This is a genomic window from Streptomyces sp. NPDC042371 (genome assembly GCF_056437465.1).
Genome location: NZ_JBWKAP010000001.1, coordinates 965,548 through 992,130, shown reverse-complemented (window position 1 = coordinate 992,130; position 26,583 = coordinate 965,548). Strand labels below are relative to the sequence as shown.

The 26,583-nt window shown below is 71.3% G+C and carries 22 protein-coding genes; 13 read left to right on the top strand and 9 right to left on the bottom strand.

Features of this window, described 5'->3' with window-relative positions:
- Positions 1-42 precede the first annotated feature (42 nt).
- Positions 43-642 (bottom strand): LysE family translocator, encoded by a 600-nt coding sequence (locus AC068B_RS04335; RefSeq protein ID WP_356264700.1) that lies wholly within the window; start codon positions 640-642, stop codon positions 43-45.
- 96 nt (positions 643-738) lie between these two features.
- On the opposite strand from AC068B_RS04335, the gene pdxR reads away from it, so the two are divergent.
- Complete coding sequence (gene pdxR, locus AC068B_RS04330) at positions 739-2,250, top strand: MocR-like pyridoxine biosynthesis transcription factor PdxR (protein WP_478668893.1); 1,512 nt, start codon at positions 739-741, stop codon at positions 2,248-2,250.
- 30 nt (positions 2,251-2,280) lie between these two features.
- On the opposite strand, the gene AC068B_RS04325 is transcribed toward pdxR, so the two are convergent.
- Positions 2,281-3,324: a LacI family DNA-binding transcriptional regulator gene (locus tag AC068B_RS04325; protein WP_478668892.1), complete on the bottom strand. Its 1,044-nt coding sequence runs from the start codon at positions 3,322-3,324 to the stop codon at positions 2,281-2,283.
- A gap of 134 nt (positions 3,325-3,458) precedes the next feature.
- Here AC068B_RS04325 and AC068B_RS04320 point away from each other — a divergent pair, with 134 nt between their 5' ends.
- From AC068B_RS04320 to AC068B_RS04310, 3 genes are read left to right on the top strand one after another with little or no spacing between them, the layout of a single operon-like run.
- Positions 3,459-4,619, top strand: a complete 1,161-nt coding sequence (locus tag AC068B_RS04320) for a Gfo/Idh/MocA family protein (protein WP_478668890.1) — start codon at positions 3,459-3,461, stop codon at positions 4,617-4,619.
- Positions 4,616-5,785, top strand: coding sequence for a dihydrodipicolinate synthase family protein (locus tag AC068B_RS04315; protein WP_478668889.1), 1,170 nt, complete (start codon positions 4,616-4,618; stop codon positions 5,783-5,785). The genes AC068B_RS04320 and AC068B_RS04315 overlap by 4 nt, the downstream gene beginning before the upstream one ends.
- Positions 5,782-6,618 (top strand): sugar phosphate isomerase/epimerase family protein, encoded by an 837-nt coding sequence (locus AC068B_RS04310; RefSeq protein WP_478668888.1) that lies wholly within the window; start codon positions 5,782-5,784, stop codon positions 6,616-6,618. Before AC068B_RS04315 ends, AC068B_RS04310 begins: the two co-directional genes overlap by 4 nt.
- A 38-nt stretch (positions 6,619-6,656) precedes the next feature.
- Here the strand turns inward: AC068B_RS04310 and AC068B_RS04305 are convergent, their stop codons facing one another.
- Positions 6,657-7,205, bottom strand: a complete 549-nt coding sequence (locus AC068B_RS04305; RefSeq protein ID WP_478668887.1) for a DUF937 domain-containing protein — start codon at positions 7,203-7,205, stop codon at positions 6,657-6,659.
- A 335-nt stretch (positions 7,206-7,540) separates the two neighbouring features.
- Between AC068B_RS04305 and recD2 the strand changes: the two genes are divergently transcribed.
- A complete protein-coding gene (gene recD2 / locus AC068B_RS04300; protein ID WP_478669249.1) occupies positions 7,541-9,826 on the top strand; it encodes an SF1B family DNA helicase RecD2 in 2,286 nt (761 codons plus the stop codon).
- 133 nt (positions 9,827-9,959) lie between these two features.
- Entirely contained in the window at positions 9,960-11,258 is a 1,299-nt protein-coding gene (locus AC068B_RS04295; RefSeq protein WP_055565825.1) for a citrate synthase, read from the top strand.
- Between the two features lie 411 nt (positions 11,259-11,669).
- Here AC068B_RS04295 and AC068B_RS04290 read toward each other — a convergent pair whose 3' ends face one another.
- The 4 genes from AC068B_RS04290 to AC068B_RS04275 form a co-directional block, all read right to left on the bottom strand.
- Entirely contained in the window at positions 11,670-13,949 is a 2,280-nt protein-coding gene (locus AC068B_RS04290; protein ID WP_478668885.1) for a heavy metal translocating P-type ATPase, read from the bottom strand.
- Between the two features lie 115 nt (positions 13,950-14,064).
- Complete coding sequence (locus AC068B_RS04285; RefSeq protein WP_478668884.1) at positions 14,065-14,385, bottom strand: heavy-metal-associated domain-containing protein; 321 nt, start codon at positions 14,383-14,385, stop codon at positions 14,065-14,067.
- Positions 14,386-14,516: 131 nt separating this feature from the next.
- Complete coding sequence (locus tag AC068B_RS04280; RefSeq protein ID WP_468562614.1) at positions 14,517-14,714, bottom strand: MarR family transcriptional regulator; 198 nt, start codon at positions 14,712-14,714, stop codon at positions 14,517-14,519.
- Positions 14,715-15,028: 314 nt separating this feature from the next.
- A complete protein-coding gene (locus AC068B_RS04275) occupies positions 15,029-15,928 on the bottom strand; it encodes a sugar phosphate isomerase/epimerase family protein (RefSeq protein ID WP_478668882.1) in 900 nt (299 codons plus the stop codon).
- Between the two features lie 138 nt (positions 15,929-16,066).
- Here AC068B_RS04275 and iolC point away from each other — a divergent pair, with 138 nt between their 5' ends.
- The 7 genes from iolC to AC068B_RS04240 all read left to right on the top strand — a co-directional run bounded on the left by iolC (position 16,067) and on the right by AC068B_RS04240 (position 24,573).
- Positions 16,067-17,038, top strand: coding sequence for a 5-dehydro-2-deoxygluconokinase (gene iolC / locus AC068B_RS04270; protein ID WP_478668881.1), 972 nt, complete (start codon positions 16,067-16,069; stop codon positions 17,036-17,038).
- An 80-nt stretch (positions 17,039-17,118) separates the two neighbouring features.
- A complete protein-coding gene (locus AC068B_RS04265) occupies positions 17,119-18,000 on the top strand; it encodes a Cgl0159 family (beta/alpha)8-fold protein (RefSeq protein ID WP_478669247.1) in 882 nt (293 codons plus the stop codon).
- 29 nt (positions 18,001-18,029) lie between these two features.
- On the top strand, positions 18,030-18,842 hold the full coding sequence (gene iolB / locus AC068B_RS04260) for a 5-deoxy-glucuronate isomerase (protein WP_478668880.1): 813 nt from the start codon (positions 18,030-18,032) through the stop codon (positions 18,840-18,842).
- Positions 18,839-20,707: a 3D-(3,5/4)-trihydroxycyclohexane-1,2-dione acylhydrolase (decyclizing) gene (gene iolD, locus AC068B_RS04255; RefSeq protein ID WP_478668878.1), complete on the top strand. Its 1,869-nt coding sequence runs from the start codon at positions 18,839-18,841 to the stop codon at positions 20,705-20,707. The genes iolB and iolD overlap by 4 nt, the downstream gene beginning before the upstream one ends.
- Before the next feature lie 17 nt (positions 20,708-20,724).
- Positions 20,725-22,236: a CoA-acylating methylmalonate-semialdehyde dehydrogenase gene (gene mmsA, locus AC068B_RS04250; protein WP_478668877.1), complete on the top strand. Its 1,512-nt coding sequence runs from the start codon at positions 20,725-20,727 to the stop codon at positions 22,234-22,236.
- A gap of 149 nt (positions 22,237-22,385) precedes the next feature.
- Positions 22,386-22,730: a 5-carboxymethyl-2-hydroxymuconate Delta-isomerase gene (locus AC068B_RS04245; RefSeq protein WP_478669246.1), complete on the top strand. Its 345-nt coding sequence runs from the start codon at positions 22,386-22,388 to the stop codon at positions 22,728-22,730.
- Between the two features lie 415 nt (positions 22,731-23,145).
- The gene (locus AC068B_RS04240; RefSeq protein ID WP_478668875.1) at positions 23,146-24,573 is read left to right on the top strand and encodes an APC family permease; all 1,428 of its coding nucleotides are present in this window, start codon (positions 23,146-23,148) and stop codon (positions 24,571-24,573) included.
- A gap of 13 nt (positions 24,574-24,586) precedes the next feature.
- Here AC068B_RS04240 and AC068B_RS04235 read toward each other — a convergent pair whose 3' ends face one another.
- Both AC068B_RS04235 and AC068B_RS04230 read right to left on the bottom strand, forming a co-directional pair.
- The gene (locus tag AC068B_RS04235) at positions 24,587-25,240 is read right to left on the bottom strand and encodes a response regulator transcription factor (RefSeq protein WP_478668874.1); all 654 of its coding nucleotides are present in this window, start codon (positions 25,238-25,240) and stop codon (positions 24,587-24,589) included.
- On the bottom strand, positions 25,225-26,484 hold the full coding sequence (locus AC068B_RS04230) for a sensor histidine kinase (RefSeq protein WP_478668872.1): 1,260 nt from the start codon (positions 26,482-26,484) through the stop codon (positions 25,225-25,227). The genes AC068B_RS04235 and AC068B_RS04230 overlap by 16 nt, the downstream gene beginning before the upstream one ends.
- Between the last annotated feature and the right edge of the window lie 99 nt (positions 26,485-26,583).

Below are 26,583 nucleotides of genomic sequence, written 5' to 3'. Positions count from 1 at the left end.
ATCACTCCGGTACCTTTGACTGAGTCAACGGTACGCCCGCTCTCAGAGGAACGCCAGGCGCGTCCCCAGCGCGGCGAACGCCACCGCGAACGTGCGGCGCATCCAACTCACCACGCGCGGGCGCGAGATGACGTGGTGGCGCATGGCCGCGGCGAACCGGCCGTACGCCACGAAGACCACGAACGTGATCAGCATGAAGTAGGCGCTCAGCTCCGTCATGCGCAGGAAGGCGTAGGGCTCGTCCGTGTCCACGAACTGCGGCAGGAACGCGAAGAAGAACAGCGTCAGCTTCGGGTTGAGGATGTTGATCAGTACGCCCGTCAGGATCGTGCGGCCCGCCGAACGCGGCTCGCTCTCCCGCTCGGCGGTGAGCTCGCTCTTGTCCCGCCAGGTGCTCCACGCCATGTACAACAAGTAGGCCACACCGAGGTACTTGAGCGTCTGGAAGGCGACGGCGCTGGTGTTCAGGAGCGCCGCGAGACCGGTGATCGCGGCCACCATGTGCGGGACGACGCCCAGCGTGCAGCCGACGGCCGCGGTCACCGCGGCGCGGGTGCCGCGCGAGAGGCCCGCCGCGATCGTGAACAGGACGCCGGTGCCCGGTGTCACGCAGACGACCAGGGAGGTGAGGAGGAATTCCATGCCCCGACCCTCGCGCCACAATGGCTCCATGAACAGGTCCATTGGATCTCCTCTCCACAGGTCCATAAGCCTCCACGGGCACGTAGGGAGGGCTTCATGAGGGACGGCTCCGCGGGGGAGGGCGGCGGGGTCTCCGACTTCCTCCAGCTCGACACCGGTGACGCCCCCAGGGGCGGGCTCTCCGACTGGCTGGCGCGGGAGATCAGGAGCGCCATCGCCGACGGGCGCCTCCCCGTCGACAGCACGCTCCCCGCCACCCGCACCCTCGCCGGTGACCTGCGCGTCTCCCGCGGCGTCGTCACCGAGGCCTACCGGCGGCTCACCGAGGACGGGCACGTCGCGGGGCGCGGGCGCGGCGGAACGGTCGTCGTGGCCGTACCGCATGCTTCGGGCTCCTCCGGGGACGCGCCGACTGCCCTCAGTGCGGGTGCGGGTGCGGGTGCGGGTGCGGGCGCCGGTGCGGGGCCCGAGGACATCTTCACCGCCCCTCCCGGACCCGGCGTCTTCGACGCCATCCGCGCCGCGCCCGCCCGCATCGACCTGTCACCAGGACTGCCCGACCTCGCCGCCTTCCCCCGCGCGGCCTGGCTGCGCGCCGAGCGCTCCGTGCTCGCCGGGCTCACCCCCTCTGACTTCGGCTACGGGGACCCGCGCGGCACCCGCCCGCTGCGCGAAGCCGTCGTGCGCTGGCTCTCCCGGAACCGCGGAATCCGCGCCGACCCGGCCGACGTGATGATCGTGAACGGCACGGCCCAGGCGCTGCGGCTCCTCGTCGACGTCCTGCACGCCGACGGGATCTCCGCCGTGGCCGTCGAGGAGCCGGGGTCGCTCGGCGTGCGCCAGCACCTGCGGCCGCTGGGCACACCGCCCGTCCCGGTCGACGACCATGGCATCCGCGTCGACGCACTGCGCGCCACCGGCGCCCCCGCCGTACTGCTCACCCCCGCCCACCAGTTCCCCACCGGGGTCGTCCTGGGCGGCGAACGGCGTCGCGAGCTGATGGACTGGGCCCGCGAAGGCGGTCTCGTCATCGAGGACGACTACGACGCCGAACACCGCTACGACCGGCCCGCGGTCCCCGCCCTGCGAGCGCTGCTCCCCGACCACGTCTGCTACGCGGGCAGCGTCTCCAAGCTCCTCGCGCCCGCCCTGCGCCTGGGCTGGCTGCTCGCCCCGCCCGCCTACCGGGACGCGCTCGTCGACGCCCGACGCCTCACCGACCTCGGCACCGCGGCGCTGCCCCAACTGGTCCTGGCCCGCCTCATGGACTCCGGCGACCTGGAGCGCCACCTCCGTCTGATCCGCAAGCACCACCGAAGGCGCAGGGACGCCATGATCGAGGCGATCCGGACGCGGCTGCCGGGCGCGGTCGTGCATGGCGCCGCCGCCGGGCTGCATCTGATGATCACCCTCGGGCCGGAGGCGTACGGGGGTTCCGATGCCGCCCTCGCGACCGCCGCCCTCGCCGAAGGCGTCAAGGTGCACCCCCTCTCCTGGCACACCCAACTCCCGCACCCGCCGGGCCTGGTCCTCGGCTACGCGGCGAGCGGCACCGCGGAGATCGCCGAGGGGGTGGGGGTGCTGGGGCGGTTGGTGGGGGAGGGGTGAGATGGGGGAGGTCGACGGGGGCGGGACGTCTTATCGCGGCCCCGCCGTGGACCCCCGCACCATCAGCTCCCCGTGCACCGTCGCCACGCCGCCCGGCGGGGGCTTCTCCTTGCTCATGGCGATGCGGCCCGCCCGGGCGCCCGCCTCGTGCAGGGGGAGGCGCACCGTCGTCAGGGCGGGGACCGCGTCGATGCTGAACGGGAGGTCGTCGAAGCCCGCCACCGACACGTCGTCCGGGATGCGCAGGCCCTTGTCGCGCAGGGCCGCGCACGCGCCGAGCGCCACCGTGTCGTTGGCGGCGACGACGGCCGTCAGGTCCGGGGCGCGGCGCAGGAGTTCGTCCGTGGCGTCGTAGCCGGAGCGGCGGTCGTAGGGGCCGTGGACCGTCAGGGCCGGGTCGTCCGCGATGCCGCGCGCGGCGAGCGCGGCGCGGTGGCCCTCCAGGCGGTGGCGGGTGGTCGTGCGCTCCTCCGGGCCCGCGATGTAGCCGATGCGGCGGTGGCCGAGGCCCAGCAGGTGTTCCGTCAACTGCTGCCCGCCGCCGCGGTTGTCGAAGGTGAGCGCCACCGCGTCGGTGTCCGGGGAGGGCGGCCTGCCGCAGAGCACCACCCGGGTGCCCGCCTCCGTGAGGCGCCGCAGCTTCCCCGCGATCGCCTCGGCGTGCTCGGCGTCCTCGACCGCGCCGCCGGTGAGGATCACCGCGGCGGCGCGTTGGCGCTGAAGGAGCGTGAGATAGGTGAGTTCGCGCTCGGGGGAGCCGCCGGTGTTGCAGACGACGGCCATGCGCTCCCCGCCCGCACGCCCGCCGGGCCCGCCGATCTCGGACTGCACGGCGCCCGCCATGATCCCGAAGAAGGGGTCGGCGATGTCGTTGACGAGGATGCCGACCAGGTCCGAGGTGGCCGCGGCGAGCGCGCTCGCGGGGCCGTTGAGGACGTAGTCGAGCTCGTCGACGGCGCGCAGGACGCGCTCGCGGGTGGCGGCCGCCACCGGGTAATTGCCGTTCAGCACGCGGGAGACGGTGGCGGGGGAGACCTGTGCGCGCGCTGCCACGTCCGCCAGGGTCACGGTCATTTTCTGGTCCTCCGGTCACCCGTTTGTCTCGCCCGGTCACCGCTCTCGACCGAAGCCCTTGTCCGAACCTTGTGCGGCAGGCTAGCTTGCCTCTGGATAGAAAGCGCTTGCTACGCCCCTACGGAGGGACTTTCGTGACACGCAAGACGGTGCGCATCGCCATGAACGGCGTCACCGGACGCATGGGACACCACCAGCATCTGGTCCGCTCGATCCTTGCCCTCCGGGAACAAGGAGGCCTCGACCTGGGCGACGGCACCGTGCTGTGGCCCGAACCCGTCCTGGTCGGCCGCAGGGAGCACGCCCTGCGCGCCCTCGCCGCCCAGCACGGCCTGGAGCACTACTCGACCGACCTGGACGCGGTCCTCGCCGACCCGACCGTCGACATCTACTTCGACGCCCAGCTCACCTCCGCGCGCGAGGACGCCATCAAGCGGGCCATCGCCGCGGGCAAGCACGTCTACACCGAGAAGCCGAGCGCCACCGGACTCGAAGGCGCCCTCGGCCTCGCCCGCCTCGCCGAGGAGGCGGGCATCAAGCACGGCGTCGTCCAGGACAAGCTCTTTCTGCCAGGACTGCTCAAGCTGAAGCGGCTGATCGACGGCGGCTTCTTCGGGCGGATCCTTTCGGTCCGCGGCGAGTTCGGCTACTGGGTCTTCGAGGGCGACTGGCAGCCCGCACAGCGCCCGTCCTGGAACTACCGCAGCGAGGACGGCGGCGGCATCGTCGTCGACATGTTCCCGCACTGGGAGTACGTCCTGCACGAGCTCTTCGGCCGTGTGCGCAGCGTCCAGGCGCTCACCGCCACCCACGTCCCGCAGCGCTGGGACGAGCGCGACAAGCCCTACGACGCCACCGCCGACGACGCCGCGTACGGCATCTTCGAGCTGGACGGCGGTGCCATTGCGCAGATCAACTCCTCCTGGACGGTGCGCGTCAACCGCGACGAGCTCGTGGAGTTCCAGGTCGACGGCACCGAGGGGTCCGCCGTCGCGGGGCTGCGCAACTGCCGCGTGCAGCACCGGAGTACGACCCCCAAGCCGGTCTGGAACCCGGACCTGCCCGCCACCCACTCCTTCCGCGACCAGTGGCAGGAGGTCCCGGACAACCAGGGACCCGAGGGGTTCGACAACGGCTTCAAGGCGCAGTGGGAGCTCTTCCTCCGGCACGTGTACACCGACGCGCCCTACCACTGGGACCTCCTCGCGGGCGCCCGCGGCGTGCAGCTCGCCGAACTGGGCCTGCGGTCCTCCGCGGAGGGCCGCCGTATCGAGGTGCCGGAGATCGCGCTGTGACCGGTCCCCTCCAGGTGCTGCTTCCGGCCGCGGACGGCGGCACGCGCGCGTACACCCCGCGCGCCGAGCCGCCGCCCACGACCGCAGGCGGCCCCCCGCTCACCTCCCGCACCGTCTTCTCCGCCGCCCATGTGGTCGCCGACCCCCGCGCGGACGTGCCGCCGGACGGCCCCGCCGCCGTCGACTGGGACGCCACCCTCGCCTTCCGCCGCCACCTCTGGTCGCACGGCCTGGGCGTCGCAGAGGCCATGGACACCGCTCAGCGGGGCATGGGCCTGGACTGGGCCGGAGCGGCCGAGCTGATCACGCGGTCGGCCGCCGAGGCGAAGGCGGCAGGGGGCCGGATCGCGTGCGGCGTCGGCACCGACCAACTGGCGGGCCCCGCGGGACTGTCGGCGGTCAGGGGCGCGTACGAGGAGCAGCTCGCCCTCGTCGAGTCGGTCGGCGCCCAGCCGATCCTGATGGCGTCACGCGCCCTGGCCGCCGCTGCCGCGTCCCCGGACGACTACCTGGACACGTACGGCCATCTCCTGCGCCAGTCCGCCGAACCCGTGATCCTGCACTGGCTCGGCCCGATGTTCGACCCCGCTTTGGAGGGCTACTGGGGGTCGGCCGACCTCGACGCGGCCACGGACACCTTCCTGGAGGTGATCGCCGCCCACCCCGACAAGGTCGACGGCATCAAGGTCTCCCTCCTGGACGCCGACCGCGAGATCGCCCTGCGCCGCCGCCTGCCCGACGGCGTGCGCTGCTACACCGGCGACGACTTCAACTACCCCGAACTGATCGCCGGGGACGACCACGGCTTCAGCCACGCCCTGCTCGGGATCTTCGACCCCCTCGGCCCGCTCGCCGCGGAGGCCGTACGGGCCCTGGACACGGGGGACACGAAGCGCTTCCGCGCACTCCTCGACCCCACCGTCGAACTGTCCAGGCACCTCTTCCAGGCCCCCACCCGCTACTACAAGACCGGCGTCGTCCTGCTCGCCTGGCTGGCCGGGCACCAGACGCACTTCACGATGGTCGGCGGCCTGCAGTCGGCCCGCTCGCTGCCCCACCTGGCCCGCGCCTACGAACTGGCCGACGGCCTCGGCCTGTTCCCCGACCCGGCCCTCGCGGCCGCCCGCATGCGATCCCTGCTCACCGTCCACGGAGTGCCCCAATGAGCGAGCCCGTGCCGTCCTCACGGCTGAGCATCAACCAGGAGACCATCAAGCAGTGGTCGCTCCCCGAACTCGCCGAGGGCTGCGCCAAGGAGGGCGTCGAGGCCGTCGGCCTGTGGCGCGCGCCCGTCCAGGAGTACGGGGTCGAGCGCACCGCCCGCCTCATGCGGGACGCCGGGCTCACGGTGACGAGCCTGTGCCGGGGAGGCTTCCTCACGGACGTCGAAGAGGCGCCGCGCGCGCGTGCCCTCGACGACAACCGCGCGGCGGTCGACGAGGCGGCGGTGCTCGGCACGGACACCCTGGTCCTGGTCTCGGGCGGCCTCCCGGCAGGCAGCAAGGACCTGGCGGGGGCGCGGGAACGCATCGCGGACGCGCTCGCCGTCCTCGGGCCCTACGCCGAGGAGCGGGGCGTGCGCCTCGCCATCGAGCCGCTGCACCCGATGTTCGCCTCGGACCGCTGTGTGGTCTCCACCCTCGGCCAGGCCCTCGACCTCGCGGAACGCTTCCCCGCGCGCCAGGTCGGGGTGGTCGTGGACACGTACCACGTGTGGTGGGACGACCAGGCGCCCGCGCAGATCGCGAGGGCGGGCCGCGGCGGTCGGCTGCACGCCTTCCAACTGGCGGACTGGATCACCCCGTTGCCCGCGGGCGTGCTCCTGGGGCGGGGGCAACTGGGGGACGGGAGCATCGACTTCAGGGCCTTCAGGGAGGCGGTGGACGCCGCCGGGTACCGCGGCGCGATCGAGGTCGAGATCTTCAACGAGGAGCTGTGGGCGCGGGACGGGGGCGAGGTGCTGAAGGAGACGGCCGAACGCTTCCGCGCGCACGCGTGAGCTGCGATCCGTGAGCCGTGACGTGCGCTCCCTGTGAGCTACTTCCTGCCGCCCAGGATCTGGCCCAGCAGATCGCCGAGGCCGCCGCCGGAGGGCGCGGAGCCGTTCGGGGCGCCGCCGGGTGCCTTGGTCCGCGCCGCCCTCTTGGAGAGCACCGCGAGCACCACGGGAATGAGCATCTCGATCACGCGGGTGACCGTCGGCGCGGGGATGCCGGTCTTCTTGGAGACCGCGTTGGCCACCGGTTTGCTCATCTTCGCGAGCATGCCGGACATCATCCCGCCCGCGGCGAGACCACCGAGGCCACCGAAGGCGGCCACCCCCTGCAGGGGCGGATCGGCGGGCTCGACCTCGGCGAACGCCTGCCGCACCTCGTCGGCCTCCGCGGGGTCGGCGGCCCTGCCCCGGATGTCTCCGGAGAGCGCGGAGACCGTGGTGCCCACGACTTCCTGCGCGCCGGACGCGTCCGTGCCGAGCAGCCCGGCGATCTCCTGGAGCCTGTCGTCGCCGAGCTCGCTCAGCACGTCCTGCTCGAAGGACCGGGGCTCGGAGGGCTGAGACTCGGCGGGCTGGGAATCATCGCTCATGCGGCAAACGCTACGTGTGCCCCGCTTTGTCGGCACCTGGAGCCGTCGCCGAGCGCCCGTCGGGGATCGGAAAAAACTTTTGGCAACGCCGTGCAACCCTTCGGGCACCACGCGTGTCGTATAGGGGGTCAGAGCTTTATGAGGGGGGAACCAGGATCTGGGGGGATCCGGGCGATCCGGGGGATCGCGAGTTCTGACAGGGGAGGGAAACCCGAAGGGGTCTGGCTGGGAGGCCAGACCCCTTCGTAGTTCCCGGTAGTTGTCCACAGGCCCGCCGCGCTGTCGGTGCCGGGCGGTAGCGTCGGATCATGTCGAGTCCAGGTCCAGGTCCGGCGATGGCGGTGCTCGAGGGGGTCCTCGAACGCATCACGTACGCCAATGAAGAAACGGGTTACACGGTCGCGCGGGTGGACACCGGCCGCGGCTCCGGTGACCTGCTCACCGTCGTCGGCGCGCTGCTCGGCGCCCAGGCCGGTGAATCGCTGCGCATGCAGGGCCGCTGGGGCTCCCACCCGCAGTACGGCAAGCAGTTCACGGTCGAGAACTACACGACGGTGCTGCCCGCCACCATCCAGGGCATCCGCCGCTATCTCGGCTCCGGCCTCATCAAGGGCATCGGCCCCGTGATGGCCGACCGGATCACCACCCACTTCGGCGTGGACACCCTCGACATCATCGAGACCGAGCCGAAGCGCCTCGTGGAAGTGCCCGGCCTCGGCCCCAAGCGGACGAAGATGATCGCCGCCGCCTGGGAGGAGCAGAAGGCCATCAAGGAAGTCATGGTCTTCCTCCAGGGAGTCGGCGTCTCCACCTCCATCGCCGTGCGCATCTACAAGAAGTACGGGGACGCGTCGATCTCCGTGGTGAAGGACGAGCCCTATCGCCTCGCCGCCGACGTCTGGGGCATCGGCTTCCTCACCGCCGACCGCATCGCCCAGTCCGTCGGCATCCCGCACGACAGCCCGGAGCGCGTCAAGGCAGGCCTGCAGTACGCCCTTTCGCAATCCACCGACCAGGGGAACTGCTATCTCCCCGAGGAGCGCCTCATCGCGGACGCGGTGAAGCTCCTCCAGGTCGACACGGGCCTGGTCATCGACTGCCTCGCCGAGCTGGCCGGGGAGGAGGAGGGCGTCGTCCGCGAAGCGCTCCCCGACCCGGACGGGGGAGACGACATCGCCGCCGTCTACCTCGTCCCCTTCCACCGCGCCGAACTGTCCCTGGCCGGACAGCTGTTGCGCCTCCTGAAGACCGGCGACGACCGCATGCCCGCCTTCCAGGACGTCGAGTGGGACAAGGCCCTCGCCTGGCTCGCGGCGCGCACCGGGGCCGAGCTCGCGCCCGAGCAGAAGGAGGCGGTCCGGCTCGCCCTGACCCAGAAGGTCGCCGTCCTGACCGGCGGCCCCGGCTGCGGAAAGTCCTTCACGGTCCGCTCCGTCGTCGAGCTGGCCCGGGCCAAGAAGGCCAAGGTGGTCCTCGCCGCCCCCACCGGACGCGCCGCCAAGCGCCTCGCCGAGCTCACCGGAGCCGAGGCCTCCACCGTGCACCGCCTGCTCGAACTGAGGCCCGGGGGAGACGCGGCGTACGACAAGGAGCGGCCGCTCGACGCCGATCTGGTCGTCGTCGACGAGGCGTCGATGCTGGACCTGCTGCTCGCCAACAAGCTGGTGAAGGCCGTCCCGCCCGGCGCCCACCTGCTCTTCGTGGGCGACGTGGACCAGCTGCCGAGCGTCGGCGCGGGCGAAGTGCTGCGGGACATGCTCAGCGACGAGAGCCCGATCCCCGCCGTCCGCCTCACCCGCATCTTCCGGCAGGCCCAGGAGTCGGGCGTCGTCACCAACGCCCACCGCATCAACTCCGGCGTCCCGCCCATCACCCAGGGCATGAAGGACTTCTTCCTCTTCGTCGAGGAGGAGACCGAGGACGCGGGCCGGGTGACGGTGGACGTCGCCGCGCACCGCATCCCCAAGAAGTTCGGCCTCGACCCGCGCCGCGACGTGCAGGTCCTCGCCCCCATGCACCGCGGCCCCGCAGGCGCCGGAAACCTCAACGGCCTCCTCCAGCAGGCCATCACGCCCGCCAGGCCCGACCTGCCCGAGAAGCGGTTCGGCGGCCGGGTGTTCCGCGTCGGGGACAAGGTCACCCAGATTCGCAACAACTACGAAAAGGGACAGAACGGCGTCTTCAACGGCACGGTGGGCGTCGTCACCGCCCTCGACGCCGACGAGCAGCGGCTCACCGTCCGCACCGACGAGGACGAGGAAGTCCCGTACGACTTCGACGAACTCGACGAGCTGGCACATGCCTACGCAGTGACGATCCACCGCTCCCAGGGGAGTGAGTATCCGGCGGTGGTGATCCCGGTCACCACCGGCGCGTGGATGATGCTGCAGCGCAATCTGCTCTACACCGCCGTGACACGCGCCAAGAGGCTGGTCGTCCTGGTCGGTTCGCGCAAGGCTCTGGGGCAGGCAGTGCGCACGGTGTCCGCGGGAAGGCGCTGTACGGCCCTGGACTTCCGGCTTTCGGGGCGCCGCGGGACAGGCCCTGGACGTTTTGATCGATCAAACGAGTCGGAAAGGTCACACAGCACTTCCGGAACCGGGGCGAAGGGGGCAGGATGAGCAGGTTGGCGGCACTGAGTGCCGCCAATAGGCCCAATGGTCGACCCCGAGTGCACTCTCCAGGGCCAAATGGGGGATGGTAGAGACAGTCAGGGCACCTCGAAGAAGAGGCACAACGTCGGTGAGGGATGACGTGAGCGAGAACGCTAACAACGGTGTAGTACTGCGATACGGCGATGGCGAGTACACCTACCCGGTGATCGAGTCGACCGTCGGCGACAAGGGCTTCGACATCGGGAAGCTCCGCGCCCAGACCGGTCTGGTGACCCTGGACAGCGGCTATGGCAACACCGCCGCCTATAAATCCGCCATCACCTATCTCGACGGTGAACAGGGCATCCTCCGGTACCGCGGCTACCCGATCGAGCAGCTGGCCGAGCGCTCCACCTTCACCGAGGTGGCGTACCTCCTGATCAACGGCGAGCTGCCGAAGGTCGACGAGCTGGCCACGTTCAAGAACGAGATCACGCAGCACACCCTGCTGCACGAGGACGTCAAGCGGTTCTACGACGGCTTCCCGCGTGACGCCCACCCGATGGCGATGCTGTCGTCCGTGGTCAGCGCGCTGTCGACGTTCTACCAGGACAGCCACAACCCGTTCGACGAGAAGCAGCGTCACCTTTCGACGATCCGCCTTCTCGCCAAGCTTCCGACGATCGCGGCCTACGCGTACAAGAAGTCGCAGGGCCACCCGGTCGTCTACCCGCGCAACGACCTCGGCTACGTCGAGAACTTCCTGCGCATGACCTTCTCGGTGCCCGCCGCCGAGTACGAGCTGGACCCGGTCGTGGTCTCGGCGCTCGACAAGCTCCTGATCCTGCACGCGGACCACGAGCAGAACTGTTCGACCTCCACCGTGCGTCTGGTCGGCTCCTCGCAGGCGAACATGTTCGCCTCGATCTCGGCCGGCATCTCGGCCCTGTGGGGCCCGCTGCACGGTGGCGCCAACCAGTCGGTCCTGGAGATGCTGGAAGGCATCCAGGCCTCCGGCGGCGACGTCGACACCTTCATCCGCAAGGTGAAGAACAAGGAAGACGGCGTGAAGCTCATGGGCTTCGGGCACCGCGTCTACAAGAACTTCGACCCCCGGGCGAAGATCATCAAGGCGGCGGCGCACGACGTCCTCTCGGCGCTCGGCAAGTCCGACGAGCTGCTCGACATCGCCCTGAAGCTGGAAGAGCACGCGCTGGCCGACGACTACTTCGTCGAGCGCAAGCTCTACCCGAACGTCGACTTCTACACGGGCCTGATCTACCGGGCCATGGGCTTCCCGACCGAGATGTTCACGGTGCTCTTCGCGCTGGGCCGTCTCCCGGGCTGGATCGCCCAGTGGCACGAGATGATCAAGGAGCCGGGTTCGCGCATCGGCCGCCCGCGCCAGATCTACACGGGTGAGGTCCTCCGCGACTTCGTCCCCGTCGAGGGCCGCTGAGCTCCACCCGCAAAGCGGAAAGCGCCCCGCCATCGATCCCCCCACGGGTCGACGGTCGGGGCGCTTCCCTTTTTCCCGGTGCGGATTCCCCCCACGGGATCCGGCCGGGCGTCTTTGGTTGCCCTGCGGTCTGCCGGGACGCGTACGTACGGGAGGGCCGCTCAAAGCTCCCCGGTGCACGTGCCCCGGCAACGCCATTCCAGGGACATCCCCCAAGATGTCCCTCGATGTCGGAAGACGTCCCCCAAGACATCTTCCTGCATCGCCCCATTAGACTCGCGACCCCCCTCAATGGTTACGTTGCAATCACTGTGATCTGCGTCTCCTGCATATGTCCAGTACATGCGCAAGATCCCCGATATGTGGATCTCGGGAACGGGGTGAAGATGCTGAAACGACCCTGTGAAGACGTTATGCGAATGTCCTCAGACGAAGACTGTTCGTGACCACGAAGACCGAGGAGAAGGCCATCGCGGCCCCCGCGATCATCGGGTTGAGGAGACCGGCGGCGGCGAGCGGCAGTGCGGCGACGTTGTAGCCGAAGGCCCAGAAGAGATTGCCCTTGATGGTGGCGAGGGTCTTGCGGGAGAGCCTGATGGCGTCGGCCGCGACCCGCAAGTCCCCGCGCACCAATGTCAGGTCGCTCGCCTCGATGGCCGCGTCCGTGCCGGTGCCCATCGCAAGGCCCAGATCGGCGGTGGCGAGCGCGGCCGCGTCGTTCACGCCGTCCCCGACCATCGCCACGACCCTGCCCTCGCCCTGCAGCCGTCGCACGACGTCGACCTTGTCCTGCGGCAGGACCTCCGCGAACACGGCGTCCGGCGCGATGCCCACCGCGTCGGCGACGGTCCTGGCGACGGCCTTGTTGTCGCCGGTGAGCAGCACCGGCGTCAGGCCGAGCGAGCGCAGCTCGCGCACCGCTTCGGCGCTGGTCTCCTTCAGGGCGTCCGCGACGGCAAGGACGCCGCGTGCGGCGCCGTCCCAGGCGACCAGGACCGCCGTGCGCCCGGCGGCCTCCGCGTCGTCCCGCAGCTTCGCCACGGCCTCCAGACCCGTCACCCCCGCCTCCGCGAGGAGCCGCTCGCGGCCGGCGAGCACCTCGTGCCCGTCCACCGTGCCGCGCACCCCGGCCCCGGCGACGTTCTCGAACCGCTCGGGCGTCGGCAGCTCCCCGGCGGCCAGACCGAGCCGCTCGGCGGCGCCCGCCGTGACGGCACGGGCCACCGGGTGCTCGGAGGCGTGTTCCAGGGCGCCCGCGAGGCGGAGCAGGAGCCGCTCCTGGGTGTCCCCCGCGACATGTACGTCCGTCAGCTCCATGCGGCCCGTCGTCACCGTCCCCGTCTTGTCCAGGACGATGGTGTCGACCTTGCGGGTGGACTCCAGGACCTCGGGGCCCTTGATGAGGATGCCGAGCTGGGCGCCGCGGCCGGTGCCGACCATGAGGGCGGTGGGCGTGGCGAGGCCGAGGGCGCACGGGCAGGCGATGATCAGTACGGCGACCGCCGCGGTGAACGCGGCGGTCGCGTCGCCCGTGGCGCCCAGCCAGCCGCCGAGCGTGCCGACCGCGATGAGCAGCACGGTGGGCACGAAGATCCCGGCGATCCGGTCGGCGAGGCGCTGCACCTGGGCCTTGCCGGTCTGGGCGTCCTCGACGAGCCGCGCCATGCGTGCCAGCTGAGTGTCCGAGCCGACCCGGGTCGCCCGCACCACCAATCGCCCGGAGACGTTCGCGGTGCCCCCGGTCACGGCGGCGTCGACGCCCACGTCGACCGGGACGGACTCACCGGTCAGCATCGAGGCGTCGACGGCGGATGCGCCCTCGACGACGGTGCCGTCGGTCGCGACGGTCTCCCCGGGGCGTACGACGAAGCGGTCCCCGACGGCCAGTCGGCCGACCGGCACCCGCTCCTCCGTGCCGTCCCGCAGCACCGCCACGTCCTTCGCGCCCAGTTCGAGCAGGGCGCGCAGCGCCGATCCCGCCTTCCGCTTGGAGCGGGCCTCCAGCCAGCGGCCGAGCAGGATGAACGTGACGACGCCCGCGGCGACCTCCAGATAGATGGTCGACGCGCCGTCGCCCGGCGATGCCGTGAAGTCGAAGCCGTGCCGCATCCCCGGCATCCCGGCGTCCCCGACGAACAGCGCCCACAGCGACCAGCCGAAGGCGGCCAGTGTGCCGACCGAGACGAGGGTGTCCATGGTCGCGGCCCCGTGCCGGAGGTTGGTGAACGCGGCGCGGTGGAAGGGGAGCCCGCCCCACACGACGACCGGCGCGGCCAGCGTCAGCGAGAGCCACTGCCAGGAGTCGAACTGCAGGGCGGGGACCATCGCGAGCAGCACGACGGGCAGGGAGAGGACCGCGGAGACGATCAGGCGCTGCCGCAGGGTGTCGGGCTCGGTGATGTCGGCGGTGGTGGCCGGGGCGCCGCCGGGCGCGGGTTCGAGGGGCTCCGGCGGGGGCGGCACGATCTCCTCGGCCGTGTAGCCCAGCTTCTCGACCAGCGCGATCAGCTGGGCGACCTCGACCGGCGCGCCATGCACGCCGTCCTCGGGCCCACCGAAGGAGACCTTCGCCTTCTCCGTGGCGAGGTTGACCGTGGCGGTCACGCCCTCCATGCGGTTCAGCTTCTTCTCGATGCGCGAGGAGCAGGAGGCGCAGGTCATTCCGCCGACGGCGAGTTCGACTTCGGTCATGACTCTTTCGTACTACTTCCGGGATCGTGGGACGGCGACGGGCCCTGTGGTGTCGGGTGACACCACAGGGCCCGGGTACCCGGCAGGCCGCCGGTCGGACTCCGCGGCCCGGAGGTCAGGCCTTGACGCCCGCGAGCTCGTAGCCCGCCTCGTCGACGGCGGCGCGCACCGCGGCCTCGTCCAGCGGGGCCGCGGAGACCACGGTGACCAGACCCGTGGCGGCGACGGCCTTGACGGAGGCGACGCCCGCGATCCCCGAGATCTCCTCGGAGACGGCGCCCTCGCAGTGTCCACAGGTCATGCCCGTCACCTCGTACACGGTGGTGACGGCGCCCTGGGGAGCGTCGGTCGCGTCGGAGTGGCAGGAACCGCTGGGGGAGCAGCAGGACCCGGTGGTCTCGGACGCGGCCTGCGGGAGCTCGGTCTGGGCGCTCATGTCGTTCTCCTCGGGGGTGTGTACGAATGCGGCGTAGCGTGCGGGAGGGGGCTCCGGAACCCCGGCGACCTCCTGACGCACTCGAGACTATACCCCTAGGGGGTATTTCTCAACGAGGTGGGGTCGTGGTGTCAGTCCCTGCGTCCCCGGTTGCCGGGCCGGGCCGCCACCCAGGCGCGGACGGTGTCCGCGTACCAGAAGGGCTTGCCGCCCTCCACGTGGTCGGGGTCGGGCAGCAGCCCGTGCTTGCGGTACGAGCGGACCGTGTCGGGCTGCACACGGATGTGCGCGGCGATCTCCTTGTACGACCAGAGCCTGCGGTCGGTCATCGGTGGCACCTCCCTGCGCGCACCCAGGGCGGCCGGAGAGGCCGACGGGGGAGCTGGGTGCGGCGCGCGGCGATCACTCAGCCTGTGCCCGTTGAACGACGCAGAGTGACCAGCGGAAAGTGACTGTCGACCCCCTGTGACGCAAGACCCGCGTACGTGAGACATGTGTGACAGGAAGGCAGTGTCTGTGACAGAAGAGACACATGCGGAGGGCGCGATGCCCCGGCGCACACGAGGCGTGCGGGCGGCCCGTGGCGGCGGGCGCCGACGGGGAGTGACCGAGGGCCCCCGGGAGGTGCCGGGGGTTCAGGGGCCTACGCGCCGCACGACCGCAGGAAGGAGCGGGTGCGGCGGGCGATCGGCAGGGGCTTGTCCGGGTCGCACGGGTACATGTCCTGCTCGACGATGGCGAAGAGCTCGACGCCCAGCTTCTGGGCCGCGGCGAGGACGGGCTCCAGGGCGGGCACCCCGGCGGGCGGCTCGCACATCACCCCGCGGGCCACCGCGGGCCCGAACGGCACCTCCTCGGCCCGCACACCGGCGAGGATCTCCGGGTCGACCTGCTTGAGGTGCAGATAGCCGATGCGTTCGCCGTACGTCTCGATGAGCTTGACGCTGTCGCCGCCGCAGTAGGCGTAGTGCCCGGTGTCCAGGCAGAGCGAGACGAGGTCGGGGTCGGTGGCGTCGAGGAAACGGGTGACGTTCTCCTCGCTGTCGATGTGCGTGTCCGCGTGCGGGTGGACCACCACGCGCAGCCCGTACCGCTCGCGGACCTCGTGGGCCAGGCGCTCGGTCTGGGTGGTCAGTTCGCGCCATTGTGCGGGCGTGAGGACGCGGTCCTCCAGGACCTCGCCGGTCTTGTCGTCGCGCCAGAAGGAGGGGATGACGACGAGGTGCTCGGCGCCCATGGCCTGCGCGAGCGCCGCGTTGTCCGCCACGTGCGCCCATGTCTTCTCCCAGACGGCGGGTCCGTGGTGCAGCCCCGTGAAGACCGTGCCCGCGGACACCTTGAGGCCGCGGCGGGCCGTCTCCGCGGTCAGTTCGGCGGGGTCGGTGGGCAGATAGCCGTACGGCCCGAGCTCGATCCACTCGTACCCGGACTCCGCGACCTCGTCGAGGAAACGGCGCCACGGAACCTGCCGCGGGTCCTCGGGAAACCACACGCCCCATGAGTCGGGCGCCGAACCGATCCGGATGCGAGACAGCGTCGTCATGGCAGCCAGCGTCCAGGCCGGTTCGGAAGAGTGTCAAGCAGTGGTCCGAATGTAAGGACAAAATGTTGACAGGGTTCCTGGGGCGGGATTAGACCTGGGGGCACACGAGCGGTCGGGCCCGGCGAAGGGACGCACAGGGTGAGTGATCCGTACGACGTCATCACGATGGGCCGGATCGGGGTGGACCTGTATCCCCTGCAGACCGGGGTGCCCCTCGCCGAGGTGACCGCGTTCGGGAAGTTCCTCGGCGGCTCGGCCAGCAACGTCGCGGTCGCCGCGGCCCGCCTCGGCCGCCGCGTCGCCGTCATCACCCGGACCGGCGAGGACCCCTTCGGGGAGTACCTGCACGGCGCGCTCAGGGACTTCGGCGTCGACGACCGCTGGGTGAGCCCCGTCGCGGGCCTGCCGACGCCGGTCACGTTCTGCGAGATCTTCCCGCCGGACGACTTCCCGCTGTACTTCTACCGGCTGCCGAAGGCGCCCGACCTGGAGATCTACGAGAGCGAGCTCGACCTCGACGCCGTCGCCGCGGCGCGGATCTTCTGGATGACGGGCACGGGGCTGTGCGCGGAGCCCAGCCGCTCGGCGACGCTGGCGGCGCTCGCCCACCGTGCGCGGGCCGGGACCACGGTCTTCGACCTGGACTGGCGGCCGATGTTCTGGAAAGACACAGCCTGGGCCGATCCCGGTGAGGCGCGGCCCCATTACGAGGCCGCCCTCGCGCACGCCACCGTCGCCGTCGGCAACCTCGACGAGGTGGAGATCGCCACGGGGAAGCGCGAACCCTTGGCGGCGGCCCATGCGTTGCTCGATGCGGGTGTGGAGCTTGCCGTCGTCAAACAGGGGCCCGACGGCGTCCTCGCGATGAACCGCGCGGGAGAGATCGCGCAGGTATCGCCGCTGCCCGTGAAGGTGCTCAACGGCCTCGGCGCGGGCGACGCGTTCGGCGGGGCGCTGTGTCACGGGCTGCTCGCGGAGTGGGACCTCGAACGGATCATGCGGTACGCCAACGCGGCGGGGGCGATCGTCGCTTCGCGGCTGGAGTGTTCTTCCGCCATGCCGTTTGCTGGCGAGGTCGCCTCGGCGGTGGAAGCGGGGGCTGTCACGTGAGTGTGCACGCCCGACGGGGGCACCGTTCTCGGGGCTCCGCCCCGGGCCCCGCTCCTCAAACGCCGGAGGGGCTGAAACCAATCTCCGTGGACATCGGGGCGCTTGCCCGGACTCGGGCCCATCACCCCGAAGCCATCGCCGAAGCCGCTGCCCGGCGGGTTCGGCGGGAGTTGGTCGGGGAGCGCGGGCGGCTCATGATCGTTGCCGCTGATCATCCTGCCCGTGGCTCCCTCGGTGTGGGTGGGGCGCCGCTTGCCATGGCCAATCGTGGCGACCTCCTCGAACGGCTCTGTCTCGCGCTGTCGCGGCCCGGTGTCGACGGGGTGCTCGCCAGCGCCGACGTCCTCGACGACCTGCTGCTCCTCGGCGCGCTCGACGGCAAGGTCGTCATGGGGTCGATGAACCGCGGCGGGCTCGCGGGCGCCGCCTTCGAGCTGGACGACCGGTTCACCGGGTACCGGCCCGAGGACATCGAACGGCTCGGCTTCGACGCGGGCAAGCTGCTGCTGCGCGTCGACTACGACGACCCGGGATCGCTGCGGACCCTGCACTCCGCCGCCCGGGTCGTCGACGCCATGGCCGAGCGCAGGCTGCCGGTCTTCGTCGAGCCGTTCCTCACCGCACGGGACGGCTCCGGGGCGCCCCGCAACGATCTGAGCGCCGAGGCCGTCACCCGTTCCATCGCCATCGCCTCCGGGCTCGCGGGCACCTCCGCGTACACCTGGCTGAAGGTCCCCGTCACCGAGAACCCCGACGACATGGCCCGCGTCATGGAGACCTCGACGCTGCCCGCCGTGCTGCTTGGCGGCGACACCGGGGGCGACCAGGAGGCGGCGTACGAGAAGTGGCGCGGCGCCCTGCAACTGCCCACCGTGCAGGGACTCGTCGTGGGCAGGGCGCTGCTGTATCCGCCCGACGGGGACGTGGCGGGGGCGGTCGACACCGCCGTAGGACTGTTGTAGGCGAGGCGCACCAGGCCCGGGAGGCCCACATGACGTACGTACCGAAGGGGAGTGCGGTTGATGGGCCGTACGCCCTCTCCATCGATCCGAAGCGGGCCGGTTGGAGCTACTCGCAGCTGCGCGTCGTGGAGCTCGAACCGGGCGGGACGCACTCCTTCACCACCGGGGAGAGTGAATGGATCGTGCTCCCGCTGACCGGCGGCTGTACGGTGCAGACAGCAGACGGGATCATCGAACTGCTGGGCCGCGACAGCGTGTTCAGCGGAGTCTCCGACTTCGCTTACGTGCCGCGTGACGCCCGGATCCAGATCGCCTCCGGCGCGGGAGGCCGCTTCGCCCTGGCAGGAGCGAAGTGCGAGCGTCGACTCCCCGCCCGCTACGGCTCCGCGCCGGAGGTACCAGTCGAGAACCGCGGCAGCGGTGGCTGCACCCGCGAGGTGCGCAACTTCGCGTCGGCCGACGCCTTCGACTGCGACCGGCTCATCGCCGTCGAGGTGATCACGCCCGGCGGCAACTGGTCCTCGTACCCGCCGCACAAGCACGACGAGCACCGGCCGGGCATCGAGGCGGAGCTGGAGGAGATCTACTACTTCGAGATCGAGGCGCGGGGCGGCCGCGAAGGCTTCGGGTACCAACGGGTCTTCCCGTCCAGGGAGGGCGGCACCGACGTCCTCGCCGAAGTGCGCACCGGGGACGCCGTGCTGGTGCCCGACGGCTGGCACGGCCCGTCCGTCGCGCAGCCCGGCCACGCGATGTACTACCTGAATGTGATGGCAGGACCCGGTCAGGAGAGGGAGTGGCGGATCTGCTTCCACCCCGACCACACGGAGGGATACCGATGACCCGGCTCACCACGGCCCAGGCCCTTGTCCGTTTCCTGGCGCGGCAGTACACCGAGCGGGACGGCACGCGGCAGCGGCTGATCGGCGCGACCTGGGGCATCTTCGGACACGGCAATGTGGCCGGGGTCGGGCAGGCCCTCGTGGAGTACGCCGACGAGATGCCCTTCCACCAGGGGCGCAACGAACAGGCCATGGTGCACGCCGCCGTCGGGTACGCCCGGCAGTGCGGCCGCCTCTCCACCCACGCCGTCACCACCTCCATCGGCCCCGGCGCCACCAACCTCGTCACCGGCGCCGCACTCGCCACCGTCAACCGGCTGCCCGTCCTGCTGCTGCCCGGCGACACCTTCGCCGCCCGGCCCGCCGACCCCGTCCTCCAGCAGCTCGAAGTCCCCTACGCGGGCGACGTTTCGGTCAACGACTGCCTGCGCCCGGTGTCGAAGTACTTCGACCGCGTCACCCGCCCCGAGGCGCTGATCCCCGCCGCGCTCGCCGCGATGCGGGTGCTCACCGACCCGGTGGAGACCGGCGCGGTCACGCTCGCCCTGCCGCAGGACGTGCAGGCCGAGGCGTACGACTGGCCGGAGGAGTTCTTCGCCGAGCGGACGTGGACCGTGCGGCGGCCCGCCCCCGATCCCCGCGAACTGGCCGCCGCCGCGGCCGCGGTGCGCGAGGCACGGCGCCCCCTCGTCGTCGCGGGCGGCGGCGTCCACCACAGCGCCGCCGAGGAGGCGCTGCGGGAGTTCGCGGACGCGACCGGGATCCCCGTCGCCTCCACCCAGGCGGGCAAGGGCTCGCTGCGCCACGACCACCCTGCGGACGTCGGAGGCATCGGGCACACCGGCACGGCCACCGCCGACGAACTCGCCCGTACCGCCGACCTGGTGATCGGCGTCGGCACCCGCTACAGCGACTTCACCACCGCCTCCGGCACCCTCTTCGAGGCAACCGGCGTGCGCTTCCTCAACCTCAACATCGCGCCCTTCGACGGCCACAAGATGGCGGGCGCCACCCTGATCGCCGACGCGCGCACCGGGCTAGAAGCGCTCACGCAGGCGCTGCGCGGCCACCGCGTCGAGCCCGCCTACGCCGTCGAGTACGGGGACGACAAGGAGCGCTGGGAGCAGCGCGTCGACGCCGCGTTCGCGACGGAAGAGCCGGATGTGCGCCCGACGCAGACCCAGGTCCTCGGCGTCCTCGACGAGCTGGTGACGGACGAGGACGTGCTCATCAACGCCGCCGGTTCGCTCCCCGGCGACCTGCACAAACTGTGGCGGGCCCGGTCGCCGAGGCAGTACCACGTCGAGTACGGCTACTCCTGCATGGGATACGAGATCCCGGCCGCCATCGGCGTCGCGCTGGCCGCCCCGGAGCGACCCGTGTGGGCGCTGGTCGGCGACGGCACGTATCTGATGAACCCGACGGAGATCGTCACGGCGGTCCAGGAGAACCTGCCCATCAAGGTCGTCATCCTGCAGAACCACGGGTACGCCTCCATCGGTGGCCTCTCGGAGTCCGTGGGCGGCGAGCGGTTCGGCACCGCGTACCGCTTCCGGGCGCCCGACGGGTCGTACACCGAGGGGCCGCTGCCCGTCGATCTCGCCGCGAACGCGGCCTCGCTCGGCATGCGGGTGCTGCGCGCCAAGACCGTCCGTGACCTGCGCGAGGCGCTGCGCGATGCGCGCGGCGCAGACCGTCCCACATGTGTCTATGTGGAGACGGAAACGGCAGACACAGTGTCGGGCCCGCCCCCGGCACAGGCGTGGTGGGATGTGCCCGTGGCCGAGACCGCGACCCGGGTGTCCGCGGTCAAGGCCAGGGAAGAGTACGACCGGCACGTCACTGCCCGACGCCGCCACCTGTGAGAGTAGGGATGCTTGTCATGACGAAGACCGTCAACCACTGGATCGGTGGAAAGTCCGTCGAACAAGCTGCGGGCGCGTCCGGTACGTTCGGCCCGGTCACCGATCCGGCGACCGGTGCCGTCACGACGCAGGTCGCCTTCGCGTCGGTCGACGAGGTGGACGCGGCCGTCGCCTCGGCCCGCGAGGCCTTCGCGACCTGGGGCACCTCCTCGCTCGCCAAGCGCACCGCGATCCTCTTCAAGTTCCGCGCGCTGCTCGACGCCAACCGCGACGCGATCGCCGAGCTGATCGTCGCCGAGCACGGCAAGGTGCACTCGGACGCGCTCGGCGAGGTCGCCCGCGGCCTGGAGATCGTCGACCTGGCCTGCGGCATCACGGTGCAGCTGAAGGGCGAGCTGTCGACGGAGGTGGCGTCGCGCGTGGACGTGTCGTCCATCCGCCAGCCGCTGGGCGTCGTCGCGGGCATCACGCCGTTCAACTTCCCCGCGATGGTGCCGATGTGGATGTTCCCGCTGGCCATCGCCTGCGGCAACACCTTCGTGCTCAAGCCGTCGGAGAAGGACCCGTCCGCGGCGATGAAGATCGCGGAGCTGCTGAGCGAGGCCGGTCTGCCCGACGGCGTCTTCAACGTCGTGCACGGTGACAAGGTCGCCGTGGACCGCCTCCTTGAGCACCCGGACGTATCGGCCGTCTCCTTCGTCGGCTCGACGCCGATCGCCCGCTACATCCACACCACCGCCTCCGCCAACGGCAAGCGCGTGCAGGCGCTGGGCGGCGCCAAGAACCACATGCTGGTCCTGCCGGACGCCGACCTGGACGCGGCCGCCGACGCCGCCGTCTCCGCGGCCTACGGCTCGGCGGGCGAGCGCTGCATGGCGATCTCGGCGGTCGTCGCGGTCGGCTCGGTCGCCGACGAGCTCGTCGCCAAGATCAAGGAGCGCGCCGAGAAGATCAAGATCGGCCCCGGCAGCGACCCGACGTCGGAGATGGGCCCGCTCATCACGGCCGCCCACCGCGACAAGGTCGCCTCGTACGTCACGGGCGCGGCGGCCCAGGGCGCCGAGGTCGTCCTGGACGGCACGGGCCACACCGTCGAGGGCTACGAGGACGGCCACTGGATCGGCCTCTCGCTGCTCGACCGGGTGCCGGTGACGGCGGACGCGTACAAGGACGAGATCTTCGGCCCGGTGCTGTGCGTCCTGCGCGTCGACACGTACGAGGAGGGCGTCGCCCTCATGAACGCCTCGCCGTTCGGCAACGGCACCGCGATCTTCACCCGGGACGGCGGCGCGGCCCGCCGCTTCCAGCTGGAGATCGAGGCGGGCATGGTCGGCGTGAACGTGCCGATCCCGGTGCCGGTGGGCTACCACTCCTTCGGTGGCTGGAAGGACTCGCTCTTCGGCGACCACCACATCTACGGCAACGACGGCACGCACTTCTACACGCGCGGCAAGGTCGTCACCACACGCTGGCCCGACCCGTCGGACGCGCCGTCCGGCGTGGATCTCGGGTTCCCGCGCAACCACTGAGCCGTAGCCACTGAGCGGCGCCACTGAGCCGCAACCACTGAGCCGCACCCCCCCCAGCGGCTCCCGAAGCCCCCGGCCGCCCCGGCCGGGGGCTTCGCCGTTGGTTCACCGTTCTACGATGTGTGTGCACTGCATGAAAGGCCGTGAGCATGCCGCACATCGACATCGACTACGCCGACACCCTGTCCGGCGTCCTGGATCTGCCCGCCCTCGTGGCGGAGCTGCATCCCCTTGTCGTGGAGCGGGTGGACTCGGTCGGGGTCGGCAAGACGTTCTGCCGCCCCGCGGCGGCCTTCGTGGACGGCAGGCCCGGCGCGGCCTTCGTGCACGTCACCGTGGGCCTGCTGGCGGGGCGCACGCACGGCGTGAAGGCGGCGCTCTCCGACGACGTACTGACGCTGCTCGGCAAGCATCTGTCCGGGGTCGAGGGCGCGACGTGCTCGGTGGAGATCCACGACCTCGACCCTTCGTACCGACTCGACCCGACGCACTGAGCGGATCCGACGCGATGCGGCGCACTGAGTGCAGTGTGCTCGTGACCGAGCGTGGAGCAGGGCCGTCCGAACTCCGGACGGTCCTGATTCTTTTTTGACGCCGTCCTTGCGGTTCCCGTGCACAGGGTGCATTCCGGGCAGCTAAGCCTTCTTCGTTCATGCGCCTGCAATATCAAGGTCATATTCGTCGGCAGCATGTTCATTGCGGTCCCTGTGGGCAAACTCTTGGGAAAGCGAGGCGACTTGGGGTGCGATGGGGCTGCGGATTCCGTAGGTAAATGACCGTTGACGTTCCGGATGCCACCGGGGTTCGATGACGCGCCGGGAGCCACAGAAATACGCAGCTCAACTGCCTTCGGAGGCGATAGCGCTCCCGCCGCACCTCCTGCCGTACGAGTCGATCGGACCGCGCTTCATGACCGATACGCTTCGCCCGCTCCAGTCCGCCACCACCGAGGCGCCTTCCGATGCGCCCTCGGTGACGGCCGTCCCGGGCGACCCCAAGAAGCTCAAGCGTTCCATCGGCGTCGTCGGCGGCACCCTGCTCACGCTCTCGTGCGTGACGCCCGCCTCCACCCTCTTCGTCGTCGTCCCCGACCTCTTCTCCTCCCTCGGCACCGCCACCGCGCTCACCATCGCGATCGGCTCGCTGCTCTGCGTGGGCGTCGCGTTCTGCTACTCGGAGCTCGGCACGCTCATCCCCAGCGCCGGCGGCGAGTACGCGATGGTCTCGACGATGGCGGGCCGCCTGGCGGGCTGGCTGGTGTTCGTCCTCTCCCTGCTGGTCGTGATGATCGTGCCGCCCGTGATCGCCATGGGCACGGCCGACTATCTGGCACCGGTCGTGCACCTCGACCCGTCCTACGCGGGCGCGGGCGTGATGATCTGCGCCACCCTCGCGGGCCTGCTCGACCTGCGCGCCAACGCGTGGATCACCGGCATCTTCCTGGTCCTTGAGGTCGTGGCGGCGGGCGTCGTGGCCGTCCTCGGCTTCGCGCACGCCGAACGGGGCCCGGGCAGCCTGGTCGACCTGACGGTGGCGTCCGGCTCCGGGCCCGGCGGCGTCGACACCGTGACGGCGATGCTGATCGTCTCCGGCCTCGCCATCGCCCTCTTCGTCACGCAGGGCTTCTCCACGGCGGTCTACCTCTCCGAGGAGATGGAGAACCCGCGCCGCAACGTCGCACGCACCGTCCTCGCCACCCTCGCCATCTCCTCCGTGATCATCCTGGTGCCGGTCGTCGCGATCACCATGGGCGCCGAGAGCCTGACCGCCCTGACCCAGGGCGACATCAGCGCCATGGTGACGGCCTGGTCGAGCTCCGCGGTCGGCACGTTCGTCAGCCTCTGCGTGGCCCTCGCGATCATCAACGCGGGCATCGTCATGGTCATCCAGAACTCCCGCGTCCTGTTCGCCTCCGCCCGCGACAAGGCCTGGCCCGCGCCGGTCAACAACGCCCTGTCCAAGCTCGGCGCGTCCGGCGCCCCCTGGGTGGCCACGCTGCTCGTGGGCGTCCCCGGCGCGCTCCTGTGCTTCGTCAACCTGGACACGCTGTACGGCGTCACCGGCGTCTCCGTGACCGGCATGTACCTCCTGGTGGCGGTCGCCGCCCTGCTGGCCCGCAAGGGCTCCCACGGAACCGGGGCGGCCTGGCGGATGCCGCTGTGGCCCGCGGTACCGGTGGTGCTCATCGCGGTGCTCGCCTACATCCTCAGCCAGCAGGAGCTGCCCTACCTCGGCTGGACCGGCGGCATCGTGGTCGTGGCGACCCTGTACTGGGCGCTGTACCTGCGGCCGCGGCGCGAGACGCGGTGGCTGGTGAGCGTGCCGGAGGATTCCTGACCCGAGGGCGAGTTCAGGCCGAGGGCGCGTTCAAGTAGGCGAGCACGGCCAGGACACGGCGGTTGCTGTCGTCGTCATCGCTGATGCCGAGCTTGCCGAACATGGACGTCGTGTACTTGCTGATGGCGCTCTCGCTGAGGAACAGGCGCCGCCCGATCGCCTGGTTGGACAGCCCCTCGGCCATGAGGCCCAGCACGGACAACTCCCGCTCGGTCAGCCGCTCAAGGCCCCGCCCCGGGGATCCGGCGGACAGCAGCTTCGCGATGACGGCCGGATCCATGGCGGTCCCGCCGCCCGCGACGCGCTCCAGGGCACCGATGAACTGGTCGGCGTCGAACACGCTCTCCTTGAGGAGATAGCCGACGGCGCCCGAGCCGTCGGCCAGGAGCTCACGGGCGTACAACTGCTCGACGTGCTGGGAGAGTACGAGGACCGGCAGGCGGGGCATCTCGCGGCGGGCGGCGAGGGCCGCACGCAGCCCCTCGTCGGACTGGGTCGGCGGCATGCGGACATCGATGACGGCCACGTCGGGACGCCACTTCCGCAGCGCGTCGAGCGTCTCGGGTCCGGTGGCGGCGGTCGCCACCACCTCGTGCCCGCACGCCTCGATCAGGCGGACCATCCCGTCCCGCAGCAGGTAGAGGTCTTCGGCTACAACGATTCGCATGGCACCGCCATCCTCACACGCGTCGGGCCGCCCGCCGGGCTCGTGATCTCCACCGTGCCGTCGAAGACCGCGAGCCTGCGGCGCAGGCCCGCGAGCCCGCCGCCCTCCCGCGCGTCCGCCCCGCCCCGGCCGTCGTCCTCCACCTCGACGACGATGCCGACGCCGTCGTGGCGGAGCGAGACGTGCGCCCGGGACGCGTGGGCGTGCCTGACTGCGTTGGTGAGCAGCTCGGAGACGCCGAAGTAGAGAGCCGCCTCGACCGGCTGGTCCAGTCGCAGCCCGTCGTCGGCGCCGACCCGCACATCGAGCGGAACGTCCAGGGCGAGCGCGCGGACGGCCTCCACGAGCCCCCGCTCGGTGAGTACCGGCGGACTGATCCCCTGGACCAGCTCGCGGAGTTCGGCAAGCGAGGCGGCCGCGCCGACCCGTGCCTCCCGCATCAGCGCCCTGGCCTGCTCGGGGTCGGACGCCAGCAGCTTCTCCGCGGTCGCCAGGGAGAGGCCGAGACCCACCAGGCGGGCCTGGGCCCCGTCGTGCAGATCGCGCTCGATGCGGCGGATCTCGGAGGCCTGCGCGACCGTCGCGTCCGCGCGCTGGGCGGTCAGCTCGTCCACCCGGTCGGCCAGCGCCATCGCGGGCGACGGGCGCAGGAAACGTACCGCCACGGGCACCAGGGGCCGCCAGGCGTACGGCGCCCCGGCGACCGCCACCACCGCGCCGAGCGCCCCCACCAGGCGCGCGGCGGACCCCGCCTGGAGGAGCCCGACGACCGCCGCGGCCGCTCCCACCGGCGGCAGACAGGCGACCAGGCCCGCCGTGCACGGCACGACCGCCGTGAACCGCAGGTCGCGCCAGTTGGCGGGATCGCCCCACCGCACCCGCCACTTCTGGTCGAGGAGGGCGTCGCGGCTGGTGCGCTCGTAGCCGAAGCCGTTCCACCAGTACCCGGTGGACATCCGCGTCACAGGACCGGCCCGCCGGTACCCGTCGGGGATCACGGTGCCCGTCCACCGGGCGACGAGCGTGCGCACCGTCCGGCACACAGGCCGGGCCAGCGCGAGCGTGCCCACGCAGACCAGCACGACCGGCGCGAGCCAAGACCACGGGTTGCCGGGACCCCACAGGATCCCCAGCGCCACGGCGGCGGCCCACACGGCAGGCACCAGCAGGGCGACGACCGCCACCACGCACGCCCGGACGAACCCCGTGCCGACCCGCCCCAGCCAAGAACCCAGCTGCCGCATGCTTCTTCCCTCGCCTTCCGAACCTCCGGCCTTTCGACCTGCAGACCTTTCGACCTGCCGACCTTTCGAGGTCCCACTCTGCACCGGCCGAGGCCCACC